This window comes from Crossiella sp. NPDC003009, assembly GCF_053591555.1.
Window position 1 is genome coordinate 286,395 of sequence record NZ_JBSFUA010000003.1, and the last position, 12,659, is coordinate 299,053.

A 12,659-nucleotide genomic window follows, 5' to 3' on the forward strand; every position below is an offset into this window, starting at 1 on the left:
CGGCATGACGCGCCCGCTGCGGATCGCGCTGCTGACCTATCGCGGCGCCCCGCACTCCGGTGGCCAGGGCGTGTACGTGCGGCACCTCAGCCGGGAGCTGCGCGCGCTCGGCCACTCGGTCGAGGTCTTCGCCGGACCGCCCCATCCGGAGCTGGATCCCGGCATCCCGCTCACCAGACTGTCCACTTTGGACATATTCGGCGAGCCGTCGCCGTTCCAGCTCCCGCCGCTGCGGCAGGTGCGCAGTGCGGCGGACTGGGTCGAGTACCTGGACTTCCGGTGCCGCGGCAACTACCCGGAGCCGCTGTCCTTCTCGCTGCGGGTGCTGCCGGAGCTGTGGGCCCGCCGGGCGGAGTTCGACGTGGTGCACGACAACCAGGGCCTGGGCTACGGGCTGCTCGGCCTGCGCTGGCTCGGCTTGCCGCTGGTGGCGACCGTGCACCACCCGGTGGCCATCGACCGCGACTTCAAGCTGGCCACGACCACCGGCGCGCACCGCCGCGGCGCGCTGCGCTGGCACCGCTTCGCCGACATGCAGGGCCGGGTGGCGCGGCGGGCCGACGCGGTGCTGACCGTGTCCGCGGCTTCCAGGGCGGCGATCGTGCGCCGGATGCGGGTGCCCGCGAACCGGGTCTCGGTGGTGCCGCTGGGCGTGGACCACTCGGTGTTCACCGCCGGGTCCACCGCGAAGGTGCCGGGCCGGATCGTGACCACGGCCAGCGCGGATGTGCCGATCAAGGGCTTGCGCACGCTGCTCGCGGCGCTGGCGCTGGTGCGCGCGGAGGTGCCTGCCGAGCTGGTGGTCATCGGGCGGCCCAAGCCGGACAGCCCGGCCGCGGAACTGCTGGCGCGGTCGGAACTGGCTGGTGCGGTGCGGTTCGCCCCCGATCTGTCCACTGTGGACCTTGCCGAGCTGCTGCGGTCGGCGGCGGTGGTCTGCGTGCCCTCGCTGTTCGAGGGCTTCTCGCTGCCCGCGGCCGAGGCGATGGCCTGCGGCACCGCGCTGGTGACCACCTGGGCGGGCGCGCTGCCGGAGGTCGTCGGCCGGGACGAACAGGCCGCGTTGCTGGTGCCGCCAGCCGATCCGGTCGCGCTGGCCGCCGCGCTGACCAGGGTGCTCACCGACACCGCACTGCGGGAGCGACTGGGCAAGGGCGGTCTGCGCCGGGCCGCCGACCTGTCCTGGCGGCGCGCCGCGCTGGCCACCGTCGAGCAGTACCACCGCGTTCTCGCTGATTCCTGCCACCGGAGCGAACTTGCTGACCATTGACTTCAACCGGTTCCCGATCGCGGCCGGGGACCGGGTGCTCGACTTCGGCTGCGGGCAGGGACGGCACGCCTACGCGGCCTACCGGCGCGGCGGACGGGTGCTGGCGCTGGACCTGGACGGCGCGGTGCTCAAGGAGGTCAGGGACATGTTCGGCGCGATGGCCCACGTCGGCGAGCCGCCGCCGGGCGCCACCGCGCACGCGGTCCAGGGCGACGGCGCCGCGCTGCCCTTCCCCGATCACGCCTTCACCAGGGTGATGGCCGCCGAGGTGCTGGAGCACCTGCCGGCGGACGACGCGGTGCTGGCCGAGCTGACCAGGGTGCTCGCACCGGGTGGGCTGCTCGCGGTGACCGTGCCGCGCTGGCTGCCGGAGCGGATCTGCTGGGCGCTGTCCAGGGAGTACCACGAGGTCGAGGGCGGGCACGTGCGCGTGTACCGGCGGCGGGCGCTGCGGAAACTGTTGCGGCGGCACGGTTTGATCCCGCTGGGCGGCCACCACGCGCACGCGCTGCACACACCGTACTGGTGGCTCAAGTGCGCGGTCGGGCCGAGCAACGAGACCCGGCTGGTCCGCCGCTACCACGAGTTCCTGTGCTGGGACATCGAACACGGCAACTGGGCCTCGCGCACGGTGGACCGCCTGCTGAACCCGGTGATCGGCAAGAGCCTGGTGCTCTACGCGGTCAAACCGGCATGACCCCGGCGGAGGTCAGCGCCACCGCGCGCTGGATCCTGGCCGTCCAGCGCGCGGACGGCGCGATCCCCTGGGACGACGGCGGCAAGCTCGACCCGTGGAACCACGTGGAAGCCGCGATGGGCCTGGACTCAGCAGGCCACCACGCTGAAGCGGCAGCCGCGTTGCGCTGGCTGGCCGGACGCCAGCGCCCGGACGGCTCCTTCGCCACCACCTACCAGGACGGCCTGGTCACCGATCCGCACGGCGACAGCAACTTCACCGCCTACCTGGCCGTCGGCCTGCGCCACCACCTGCGACACACCGGAAACCTCGCACTGGTCAGGGAGCTGTGGCCGGTGGTGTGGGCGGCGATGGGGTTCGTGCTGGAGCTGCAACGCCCAGACGGCGCGATCGGCTGGCACCGCAGGCCGGACGGCAGCGCCTGCGAGCTAGCGCTGCGCGCCGGGTGCGCGAGCATCCACCACGCGCTGCGTTCCGCGGCGCTGCTGGGCCAACGGCTCGGCGAGCCCACCGCGGACCTCTCGGCCGCCGCCGACCGGCTGCGCAAGGCACTGCTGGACGCCACACTCTTCCTGCCCAAACCGCATTCGATGGACTGGTACTACCCGGTGCTCGGCGGCGCGGTCACCGGTGCGGTGGCCCGTGCCTGGCTGATCGCCGACTGGCACCGGTTCGTGGTGCCCGGCCTCGGCGTCCGCTGCGTGCACGACCAGCCGTGGGCGACCGGCGGGGAGACCGCGGAGCTGGCCCTGACCCTCGCGGTGCAGGGCGAGTCCGCGCTGGCCGGGGCGCTGCTGCGGGACCTGGCCCGGCTGCGCTGCCCGGACGGCGGCTACTGGACCGGCTACCAGTTCGCCAACCGCGTGCTGTGGCCGGACGAGCGCACCACCTGGACCGCGGGCGCGGTGCTGCTCGCCGCCGCGGCGCTCGCGGGCGACCGTGCCACACTCGGCACGTTCGCCCCGGTCCCCGCCGACAAGGAAGCGTTGTGAGCAAGCAGCTGATCCCGGTCATCGTGGTCGCCGGATTCCTCGGCTCCGGCAAGACGACCCTGCTCAACCACCTGCTGCACCACAGCAGGGGCGCCCGGATCGGAGTGGTGGTCAACGACTTCGGCCAGGTCAACATCGACGCGATGCTGGTGGCCGGGCAGGCCGACTCGATGGTGTCGCTGTCCAACGGCTGCCTGTGCTGCGTGGCCGACACCTCCGAGCTGGACGAGCTGCTGGACCGGCTGGCCCGGCCGCAGGCCCGGATCGACGTGATCGTGATCGAGGCCAGCGGCCTGGCCGAACCGCAGACCCTGGTGCGCATGGTGGCCACCAGCGAGAACCCCCGGCTCGGCTACGGCGGGCTGGTCGAGGTGGTGGACGCGGTGGAGTTCGAGGCCACCCGGCAGCGGCACCCCGAGCTGGACAAGCACCTGCGGCTGGCGGATCTGGTGGTGCTCAACAAGACCGACCGGATCGACGACACCGAGCGGTTGCTGCTGCTCAACGAGCTGGAGCAGCTGGCCCCCGGCACGCCGATCGTGGCCGCCGAGCACGGCAGGGTGGACACCGGCCTGCTCTTCGACCACGAGCCGCGCGCCGAGGACCTGTCCCAGCCCCGCCAGCTGACCCTGGACGAGCTGCTCCGCGAGCACGACGACCACCACGAACACCTGCACACCGGCTACGACAGCGTGACCTTCACCGAGCCCGCGCCGCTGCACCCGGGGCGGCTGATGGACTTCCTCCAGGACCGCCCCACCGGCGTCTACCGGATCAAGGGCTTCGTCCACTTCGGGCTCCCCGGCCACGACCAGCGGTTCACCCTGCAGACCGTCGGCAGCCACCTGCGGGCGACCCGTTCGCCCTGGCCACGCGGGGAGTCCCGGCTCAACCAGCTGGTGCTGATCGGCACGGACGTGGATCCCGGCGAGGTGCTCGGACGGCTCGCCGAGTGCGTGGACCCGGACCCGGCGAGCACCGAGGAGCGCACCATGCTGCGGCTGCTGGCCGCGCTGGACGAACCTCAGCCGGAGAACTGACCGAGCACCGCCTCGAAGCCGTCCGGCCACGTGCCCAGGTTGTCCTCGCCGCGGGCCAGCAACACCACCCGCGCGGGCACGCCGGCCTCGGCATAGGCAGCCAGCTTGTGGTGCCCGTCCAAGGCCACGCCGACCAGGAACCGCTCCTCGTGCTCGGCTGCCACGTAGCCGTCCTCGACCCAGCCGAGCACCACCGCGGCGGGCCGCGCACCGGCCTCGACGGCTTTCCGGTACCGGGCAACGGTATCCGGGTTCAGCGCCGCCAACGGCTGCCCGGGCAGCAGCGCGCCGAAGGTCGGCATCGGCCCCGGAACAGGTTCCGGCAGCTGGAAGTGCTCCACCCCCGGCCAGTCCTCCTCGCCCAGCTCGGCGCCCTCCCGGAACGCCCAGCGCCGCACCCACCACGACCGCGCGGGCTCGCACACCCGCTCCACCGGCAGATCGACGAGGTAGACGCGGTAGTGCCCGGTCGGCAGCTCCCGCACCAGCGGCGCGAGCGCGGTCAGCACGCCGTCCGCCAACGAGTCCACTGTGGACAGTTCAGTGCGCAGCCGGTCCGCCGTCGCGGCAGCCACCCGCTCCGGCCAGCCGAGCAGCCGCATGGTGGTCTCGCAGGTCCCGCAGTCCGAGCTGACCCGGTACAGCGGAGTCCCGTCCACCAGCAGCGACTTGTTCCAGCGCGGCCAGGACGAGCCCGGCGCGGGCGGGTCGTAGTCAACCCGGAGCCGCCCCCGGCCCTCGTGCAGCTCGAACCGCGCCCGGCGCGCCGACTCCACGGCCAGCCCGCGGATCTCCGGCTCGGCTCGCGCGGCCGGGTCGACCTGGGACCAGCTGCGCCACAACGCCTTCCGGTGCGCCCGGGACGGCCCGGCCCACAGCGGGGTCAGCGGATCCCGCCCGGTCAGCCGGATGAGCGCGTGCTGCACATCGCCCGGCGCGTCCACCTCCTTGAGCAGCCGCACCAGGTACGGCACCGCGGCCGGATCGCCCAGCAGCTCCAGCGCGACCACGAACGCCGTGTGCGTGAGCCCCTGCACCCGGCGCAGCCGCTCCGCGATCGGCACGGTCCAGCGCCGATCGCCCAGCCGTCCCAGTCCGATCGCCGCCGGTCCCTGCTTGCCCGGCGTGTCCAGCTGCTGCCCGAGGTAGTCGGCGAACCCGGCGTCCCCGGAGAGTCCCATCGCGTGCAGCACCGGCTCAGCCGAGCCAAGATCGCTTTCCAGCCGCCACAGCAACTCGGCGGGCACCCGCAGCCCCAGCTGAACGGCTGTGGTGAGCAGGTCGTGCGCGTCGTCGCCGGAGTGCCTGTCCAGCAACCGCAGCAGCGCCGGTCCGGCCGGTTCTCCCAGGTAGCGCAGCAGCCAGCTCAGCTGCCGCCGCTGTGCGGGTTCCGCCGTGGCATACCGGGCCTCGGCCACCTCGATGAGATCCGGCAGTCCGGCCGCGTCCAGCTCACTCAGCGCGCGCCACGGATCTGCCGCCGCCAGCGCCGCGTCCAGTACCGCCCGGGTCCCACCCATCGCCATCCCCGTTGACCCCGTTCGAATATGACCATAATCTAACGCTGTGCCACCGACCGCCGACCACGAGGCCCGCCGCCACCAGGTGGCCACGGCCCTGCTGTCGGTGATCGCGACCCACGGCCTGGAGGCGGCCAGCATCGCCAGGGTGGCCGAGGCGGCAGGCGCGTCGACCGGCCTGGTGCAACGGTACTTCCGCAGCAAGGACGAGCTGCTGCTTTTTGCCTTCGACCACCTCGTCGAGCAGACCCTGGCCCGGCTGGTGGCGGCCCAGCACGTCGGCTCGATCCGGATCCGGCTGTTCCGGGGGCTGCGCACCATGCTGCCGCTGGACCAGGAGCGGATCACCGAGGCCAGGGTCACCCAGGCCTTCGCCACCCGCGCCCTGCACAGCCCTCGGCTACGCAAGGTGATCGACGCCTCGGCGCAGATGGTGCGCAAGCAGTGCGCGGCCACCCTGCGCCGGGCCCAGGAGCTGGGCGAGGCTCCCGCGCACCTGGACGCCGACTTCGAGGCCACCATGCTGGTCGCCTTCACCGACGGCCTGACCTCGACCATCGTCGCCGACCCGGCCGCGATCAGCCCTGGGGAGGCTGACCGCATGCTGCTCCGCTACCTCGACCGGGTCTTCGAGGTGGCCGCACCGCACTAGAGATCCACCTTGGGGGAGAACAGAATGCTCGTGCTCACACTGTCCGTGCTCGGCCTCGCCGTGGTGGACAGCATCAACCCGTCAGTCCTCGGCGTCACGCTGTTCCTGCTGCTCAAACGCCAGACCGGCCGCTCGGCCACGATCCAGGTGCTGACCTACCTGGCTGCGGTGGCCGCCACGTACTTCACCCTCGGCGTGCTGCTCATGCTCGGCCTGAGCGCGTTGTCCGGGCAACTCGGCAACCTGCTGCAGAGCCCGGTCACCTACGCGATCACCGGCGTGCTCGGGGTGGCGCTGTTCGCCTGGAGCTGGGTGGATCACCGGCGGGACAAGAAGAACCCGGAACGCCACCGTGACCGCAAGCCCCGGCTGCCGATCTCCGACCGCCTGCCCGCGCTGTTCGCCCTCGGCCTGCTGGTCTCGATCCTGGAGTTCTCCACCGCGCTGCCGTTCCTGGCCGCGGTGGCCCTGATGACCACCAACGGCCTCTCCGCCGCGGTCTGGCTGCCGCTGCTCGCGGTCTACGTGCTGATCATGGTGCTGCCCGAGCTGGTCCTGCTCGCGGTGTTCCGCCTGCTCAGCGAGAGCCGGCGGGCGCGGCTGGAACGCCTGCGGGACAAGATGTCGGCCAACACCCGCAAGACCGTGCAGTGGATCGCCGCGATCGTCGGCTTCCTGCTGATCCGCAACGCCGTTGGCTACTTCGCGATCGCCCTCGGCTGGTACACACCGAAGTCCTGAGTGGGCGAGACTGGCCCGGTGCTCGCCGAGGAGATCGCCGCCGTCGAAGCCGCCCTGGGCAGCAGGGTGCTGGCCAGCCGCACCCTGGCCGGTGGTTTCTCGCACCAGACCAGCCTGCTCACGCTGACCGACGGCCAGGTGGTGGCCCGCCGCGGCGGCCCCGATCCGGCGATCGAGGCGGCGGTGATGGCCGCGGCCCGCCCGCTGGTGCCGGTGCCCGCGGTGCTGCTGGTCCGGCCGGTCATGGTGATCGAGCACATCACCGGCACCCTGCTCAGCCACCTGCTCGCCGACGACTCGCTCAGTCCGGCAGACCTGCGCGCGCTCGGCGCCGAGGTCGGCCGGGTCGCGGCGGCGGTGAGCGCGCGGGCGTTCGACCGGCCGGGCTTCTTCGCCGACGAGCAGCTCACCGTCCGCCCGGAACGCCCCTGGTCCCAGCAGCTGCCGGAGGTGGTGGCGGAGTGGCTGGCGGCCACCCCGGAGTCCCGGCTGCCCGCCGCCGCCAAGTCCGCCTGGCTGGCGCTGTGCACGGCGCACGCCCCGGCGCTGACCGCGGTCGACGGGCACGCGCGGCTGGTGCACTCCGACCTCAACCCGAAGAACATCCTGGTCAGCAGGGCCGGTCGCGGCTGGCGGGTGGACGCGCTGCTGGACTGGGAGTTCAGCTACTCGGGCTGCCCGTACGGCGACGCGGCGAACATGGCCCGCTTCGAGGACAACGCCGACTTCCGCACCGGTTTCCGCGCCGCCTTCGCCGAGCACCAGCCCACCGACCTGCCGCCCCCCGCGGACTGGGCCTACCTGGGCCGGGTGCTGGACATGTTCGCCCTCACCGAGCTGGTCACCCGCCCGGAGCCGCACCCGATCGCGGACCAGGCGGCCGAGCGGATCCGGCACTGGTCGGAGCACGGCATCCCCAGCTGATCGAACAGGTGTTCGAGTTGTCCACAGAGTTGTCCACACCGGGGGATAACTCGCAGAGTTGTACCCATGACCGACCCCAAGGCGGACCTGCGCCACTACCTCCAGACCGCCCGCGAAGCCCTGCTATGGAAGCTCGACGGCCTCGGCGAGTACGACATCCGCCGCCCGCTCACGCCCACGGGCACGAACCTGTTGGGCCTGGTCAAGCACGTGGCAGGCTGCGAGATCGGCTACTTCGGCCTGGTCTTTGGCCGCCCGTTCGCCCAGGAGCTGCCCTGGCTGTCCGATGACGCCGAACCCAACTCCGACCTGTGGGCAACCGCGGACGAGTCCCGCGCGGACATCATCGACCTGTACCGCAGGGTGTGGACACATTCAGACCAGACGATCACCAGCCTGCCCCTGGACGCGGTCGGCCGGGTGCCGCACTGGCCGGCCGAGCGCGCCGAGGTGACCCTGCACAAGGCGCTGACCCACATGATCGCCGAGACCCACCGGCACGCCGGCCACGCCGACATCGTCCGCGAGCTGATCGATGGCACCACCGGCCTCCGCCCGGACAACGACAACCTGCCGGAAGCTGATAAGTCCTGGTGGACGGCCTATCACGCCAACCTGGAGCAGGTGGCCAAACAAGCGGGCCGGCCCGCCTGACGCCACCCCCGACTTGCCATGGCACCAAAGTGATGCCATAGTTGTGCCATGGACCTGACGCCCTACGTCGAGAACCTCCGCAACGAGCTCGCGGTAGCCGCCGGAGCCGGTGGCGAGGAAGCTCGGGCGCTGGCGGACCGGCTCAGCGCACCACTGGAGTCAGCTGTGCGGCTGACCCTGCTGGAGGCCCTGTCGACGGCCGCGGACGAGATCACCCGGGAGCTGGCTCCCGGCTCGGTCGACCTGCGGCTGCGCGCCGGTTCGCCGACGTTCGTGGTCACCCCGGCGCCCGGGGCGGCCGCGTTCGAGGACACCGCGCGGCAGCACGATGGCACCACCGATGCGCCACAGCTGGCCGCCGAGGGCGACGACGGTCCGATGACCAGGATCAACCTGCGCCTGCCCGAACAGCTCAAGGCCAGGGTCGAGGAGGCCGCGGGCCGCGAACGGCTCTCGGTCAACGCCTGGCTGGTCCGGGCCGCCGCCGCGGCGCTCCAGCCAGAACCGCCCGCCCGTCGAGACCGGGCGTTCGGCCAGAAGTTCACCGGCTGGGTGCGCTAACCCCCACGCCGCTCCACCCCACACGTTCCCCACCAGCGGGAACGCTTACCAACCACCCCAGAAGGGCACAGCCATGCCAATTTTCCCCACCCCCGCCCCGATCACCGTCGACCTGTCCCTGGTCTCGGCCAACGTCCGGATCAACGCCACCGACCGCATCGACACCGTGGTCGAGGTGCGCCCGGCCAAGGAGTCCAACAAGCACGACGTCACCGCCGCCGACCAGACCGACGTCAGCTTCACCAACGGCACCCTGGTCGTCCGGATGCCCAAGCCAAAGCTGTTGGGCGGCAAGGGAACCATCAACCTGGTGATCGACCTGCCCACCGGCTCCCAGCTGAAGGGCGACTCCGCCATCGCCGACCTGCGCGCCTCCGGCCTGCTCGGCGACTGCCACTTCACCACCGCCACCGGCGACCTCCAGTTCGACCACACCGGCCCCCTGTGCCTGGAAACCACCAGCGGCCGCATCCGGGTGGAACACGCGGACGGCCACACCGACGTCACCAGCGGCTCCGGCGAGGTCTGGCTGCACACCGTCAACGGCACCGCGGTCGTCAAGAACTCCAACGGCCCCACCACCATCGGCGACATCACCGGCGACCTCCGGGTCAACGTCGCCAACGGCAACACCAGCGTCGAACGCGCACACAGCACCGTCGCGGTGAAGGCCGCCGCCGGCAGCATCCGCATCGGCGAACTCACCCGAGGCACCGCAGTCCTGGAAACCAACGCCGGCGACGTCGAACTGGGCATCCGCCAAGGCACCGCCGCCTACCTCGACATCAACACCCTCACCGGCCGCTTCATCAACGACCTCGCCACCATCGGCAGCCCCGAGATCAACACCGAAACCCTCAAAATCCACGCCCGCACCGTCACCGGCGACATCATCATCCGCCGCAGCCAGCCCGCCGCAGCCTGACTCAGCCCTCGGCACGAACAGCGCGGAGTCTGTTTCCTCGCCCGGTGCACCGGGCCGCAGCAGCGCGTGCGGAGCCGCGGTGTCGCGACGGCTACCGTCGACGCGTGGAGCGGATCGTGAACCTCGATGTGGCGGCCCAGCAAATCGTGACCCGCCGGGCGGCATGGGAACTCGCTGGGTTCACCGTCGGCCCGTTGACCTGGCGGGACCACAGCACGGCCACGCGGGAACTGACCACCGACCGGGCCGCCGTCGCTGATCCGGACTCCGTGGGCGTGACACTCGACTTCGGAGACTGGCCAGCCGCGGTGTGCGTGTTGTTCCGGGGCGGATGGGCTGATGTTGACGTGGTCGACTTCCGAACCAAGGAAGCCCGCGCCCTCGATGGGCGCGGTGTCACCAGTCCTGCGGTCTTTGGGGAGAGAGCCCGAGCAATACGGGAACCCAAGAATTTGAATCTTGACACGCAAAACCCCCAGGCGTGTTACCAGGGGGTTTGGGCCGCGTGGGACTCGAACCCACAACCCGAGGATTAGAGATCTACTCCAGTCGTTGCCTATCAACAGTTTCCGAAAGCAGTCACCAACAGGCCAGATAGCGCCTGCAAGCGTCCACGTTTTGCCGTCGTCTGTGGACATTTCTCATTGATTGGTGCGGGCAAAGTGGGGATGATCTTGCCGTGAGCCGGGATTCCCGAGCGGATACACGCCGCCCGCAGCAAGCCCCACTCTGGTGGCCACATGGCCCGGTGGCAAGTCGGCGCTTGCGACGACGCGGCAGCGATCGCCGGAACCAACCGAGCAGGGCGACCACTCCGGTGATTGTCACGGCCTGGAGCGGGCTGGGACCTGGATCAGTGATCCGCGCGCGGCTACCGGCACCGGCTGGCAACCGCGGGCTCGCCGGGCGCAGCGACGGGCCGGTCGCCGCAGCGGAGCGGATGGCGAACGTGCCCGGATGGCTGCGCCCGGCGCAGCCAGCGCGACCACCCGCCGCGCGCCGCCGAGCGGCGCGCCTTGATCCCATAGAGCCAAATTCGGCAACAGACGCCGCCCGCCCGGCATGTGACGAGGCTCGTCACCCGCTAGGCAGGACGTCCTGGCTGAACGCTGGCTTGAAGCTCGTGAGGTCGTCAAGCTCCGGCTTGATCCACTTAGCCTTTGGGCTCCGTTCCAACATCTCGCCATTGTTTCGAGATCTCCAGCGGACACCATCGGGGCTCGTCCAGGTGACGACTAGTTCGAGATGTTTTTGAAGTTCTTTCGAATCCAAGCGTGGCACTTTGGCTGAGAGGTCGTTCCACCACCTCTCTTCGCCACCAAGAATGAACTCCCTGCTGATATAGTTGACCAAGGTGAAACCTTCCTCTGAGAAAACGACTGGAATAGGCGATTGGTCACCAGCCAGCTGAAACCAGACCTCGACATCCAGCATGACGTGTGACCCGTTGTTGCGGACCACCACCCGCTTGAGCAGCCCAGCGTCCACCACAGCCTTCGAGGCGACTAGCCGCGCCTGTGTGAGCTGGGCACGCTCTGTCTCCTCAAGCCGCCAGCGCGACTGCCTGAAGAAGCCGAGAACGGCTGCGATAAGTGCACCTGCGGTCGCAAGCGGACCGACTACCTGCGCGCATTCCATGAAGGTTGTTGGATAAATGCTCATGCTCGGTGATCGATGCGATCGCGACCGCGTTAACCACCGTCTCAGATTTGAGACCAGAGCGATGCGGCACGTATGCGTACGGAAGCGCTAAGGACACCGCCCATGACGGGGTGTCGTCGGTGGCCCGACCCCGTTCCCACACGATCATTGTCGCGAAAGCCCGAAACTTCTCGCCGTCAGATCAGGCGACTGGTGTACCCGGCGTCAACAAGCCGTTGGTAAGCCGTCTCGACTTCAGCAGGCACGTCCTGGTGGATCGCAAAGCCGCGCTTCGCGTACTCAGCCACACGCTGGGTGTCGCCGACCAGCATGTTGATCACGCGATCGGCGTCACCGATGCTGGCTACGTAGTCGTCCATGGGGAGCGGGCGGGAAGCGCAGCGAACCTCAACCTCCGGCCACAGCTTCCGGCAGGTCGCGAACGCGCGGCGCTGCTGATACGGGCGTGAGATCAAGGTGATCGACTGGACGTTGATTCCCTTGTCTGCCAACAGGTTGCGGGTCAGCTCGATGTTGGCACCGGTGTTGGTCGCCTCGGGCTCCACGAGGATCGCCTCATCCGGAACGCCCAACTCCAGTGCATGCTCCCGGTAGTGCACAGCTTCGCCACGCGGGAAACGCTCGATCGTGGTGGGCGCGTTGGCCCCGGTGAAGACGATGAGGGGAAACATCCCACGCTGATACAACTCGGCGGTGAAGGTCGCCACGCCCAAGTCATGACTGCCCAGACCGATACCGATATCGGTCGCCCGGATCTCGTGGTGCATGTCGTGGAAGTCCCACAGCGTCTGTACGTCCTCGCGGAGAGATGCCGGCAACGTGGACTTCCGGCCTGTGCTCAACGCTTTCTCCTGGGGATTCACTCGGGGATCTTGAAAGTGTACGACCATGCGAAACGGCTGGCGGGCCTCCGGCACGGTGGATCGGCAAGTACCTGCGGTACCGGCCCGCCGACGTCCAGACCTGGGTGGACCAGCTTGATGGGGAGGTGGCCTGATGGGACGGCCACCCTTCCCGGTCG

Annotated in this window: 14 protein-coding genes; 11 read left to right on the top strand and 3 right to left on the bottom strand. The window is 70.2% G+C overall.

Going from position 1 to position 12,659, the window contains the following annotated elements:
• Nucleotides 1-4: 4 nt before the first annotated feature.
• Genes ACWDY5_RS05435 through ACWDY5_RS05450 form a run of 4 tightly spaced genes read left to right on the top strand, consistent with a single transcriptional unit; the run spans nucleotide 5 to nucleotide 3,999 of the window.
• The gene (locus tag ACWDY5_RS05435; protein WP_449721069.1) at nucleotides 5-1,270 is read left to right on the top strand and encodes a glycosyltransferase family 4 protein; all 1,266 of its coding nucleotides are present in this window, start codon (nucleotides 5-7) and stop codon (nucleotides 1,268-1,270) included.
• The gene (locus ACWDY5_RS05440; RefSeq protein WP_449721070.1) at nucleotides 1,257-1,967 is read left to right on the top strand and encodes a class I SAM-dependent methyltransferase; all 711 of its coding nucleotides are present in this window, start codon (nucleotides 1,257-1,259) and stop codon (nucleotides 1,965-1,967) included. The genes ACWDY5_RS05435 and ACWDY5_RS05440 overlap by 14 nt, the downstream gene beginning before the upstream one ends.
• Complete coding sequence (locus ACWDY5_RS05445; protein ID WP_449721071.1) at nucleotides 1,964-2,959, top strand: prenyltransferase; 996 nt, start codon at nucleotides 1,964-1,966, stop codon at nucleotides 2,957-2,959. Before ACWDY5_RS05440 ends, ACWDY5_RS05445 begins: the two co-directional genes overlap by 4 nt.
• Nucleotides 2,956-3,999 carry a CobW family GTP-binding protein gene (locus tag ACWDY5_RS05450; protein ID WP_449721072.1) on the top strand — a complete coding sequence of 348 codons (1,044 nt, stop codon included), beginning with the start codon at nucleotides 2,956-2,958 and terminating at the stop codon, nucleotides 3,997-3,999. Before ACWDY5_RS05445 ends, ACWDY5_RS05450 begins: the two co-directional genes overlap by 4 nt.
• Here the strand turns inward: ACWDY5_RS05450 and ACWDY5_RS05455 are convergent.
• Nucleotides 3,984-5,519 carry a hypothetical protein gene (locus ACWDY5_RS05455; protein WP_449721073.1) on the bottom strand — a complete coding sequence of 512 codons (1,536 nt, stop codon included), beginning with the start codon at nucleotides 5,517-5,519 and terminating at the stop codon, nucleotides 3,984-3,986. The two genes, ACWDY5_RS05450 and ACWDY5_RS05455, sit on opposite strands and share 16 nt — an antisense overlap.
• 46 nt (nucleotides 5,520-5,565) lie before the next feature.
• Between ACWDY5_RS05455 and ACWDY5_RS05460 the strand changes: the two genes are divergently transcribed.
• From ACWDY5_RS05460 to ACWDY5_RS05490, 7 genes are all read left to right on the top strand, one after another.
• Nucleotides 5,566-6,171 (top strand): TetR/AcrR family transcriptional regulator, encoded by a 606-nt coding sequence (locus tag ACWDY5_RS05460; protein ID WP_449721074.1) that lies wholly within the window; start codon nucleotides 5,566-5,568, stop codon nucleotides 6,169-6,171.
• A 24-nt stretch (nucleotides 6,172-6,195) separates the two neighbouring features.
• The gene (locus tag ACWDY5_RS05465; protein ID WP_449721075.1) at nucleotides 6,196-6,912 is read left to right on the top strand and encodes a GAP family protein; all 717 of its coding nucleotides are present in this window, start codon (nucleotides 6,196-6,198) and stop codon (nucleotides 6,910-6,912) included.
• Nucleotides 6,913-7,836, top strand: a complete 924-nt coding sequence (locus ACWDY5_RS05470) for a phosphotransferase (protein ID WP_449721076.1) — start codon at nucleotides 6,913-6,915, stop codon at nucleotides 7,834-7,836.
• A gap of 66 nt (nucleotides 7,837-7,902) precedes the next feature.
• On the top strand, nucleotides 7,903-8,490 hold the full coding sequence (locus ACWDY5_RS05475) for a DinB family protein (RefSeq protein WP_449721077.1): 588 nt from the start codon (nucleotides 7,903-7,905) through the stop codon (nucleotides 8,488-8,490).
• Nucleotides 8,491-8,538: 48 nt separating this feature from the next.
• Nucleotides 8,539-9,051, top strand: a complete 513-nt coding sequence (locus ACWDY5_RS05480) for a toxin-antitoxin system HicB family antitoxin (RefSeq protein ID WP_449721078.1) — start codon at nucleotides 8,539-8,541, stop codon at nucleotides 9,049-9,051.
• Between the two features lie 73 nt (nucleotides 9,052-9,124).
• Complete coding sequence (locus ACWDY5_RS05485) at nucleotides 9,125-9,976, top strand: DUF4097 family beta strand repeat-containing protein (protein WP_449721079.1); 852 nt, start codon at nucleotides 9,125-9,127, stop codon at nucleotides 9,974-9,976.
• A 104-nt stretch (nucleotides 9,977-10,080) separates the two neighbouring features.
• Nucleotides 10,081-10,512: a hypothetical protein gene (locus ACWDY5_RS05490; RefSeq protein ID WP_449721080.1), complete on the top strand. Its 432-nt coding sequence runs from the start codon at nucleotides 10,081-10,083 to the stop codon at nucleotides 10,510-10,512.
• Nucleotides 10,513-11,053: 541 nt separating this feature from the next.
• Here ACWDY5_RS05490 and ACWDY5_RS05495 read toward each other — a convergent pair.
• A complete protein-coding gene (locus tag ACWDY5_RS05495) occupies nucleotides 11,054-11,638 on the bottom strand; it encodes a hypothetical protein (protein ID WP_449721081.1) in 585 nt (194 codons plus the stop codon).
• Nucleotides 11,639-11,814: 176 nt separating this feature from the next.
• Nucleotides 11,815-12,405 (bottom strand): YdcF family protein, encoded by a 591-nt coding sequence (locus ACWDY5_RS05500; protein ID WP_449721174.1) that lies wholly within the window; start codon nucleotides 12,403-12,405, stop codon nucleotides 11,815-11,817.
• Between the last annotated feature and the right edge of the window lie 254 nt (nucleotides 12,406-12,659).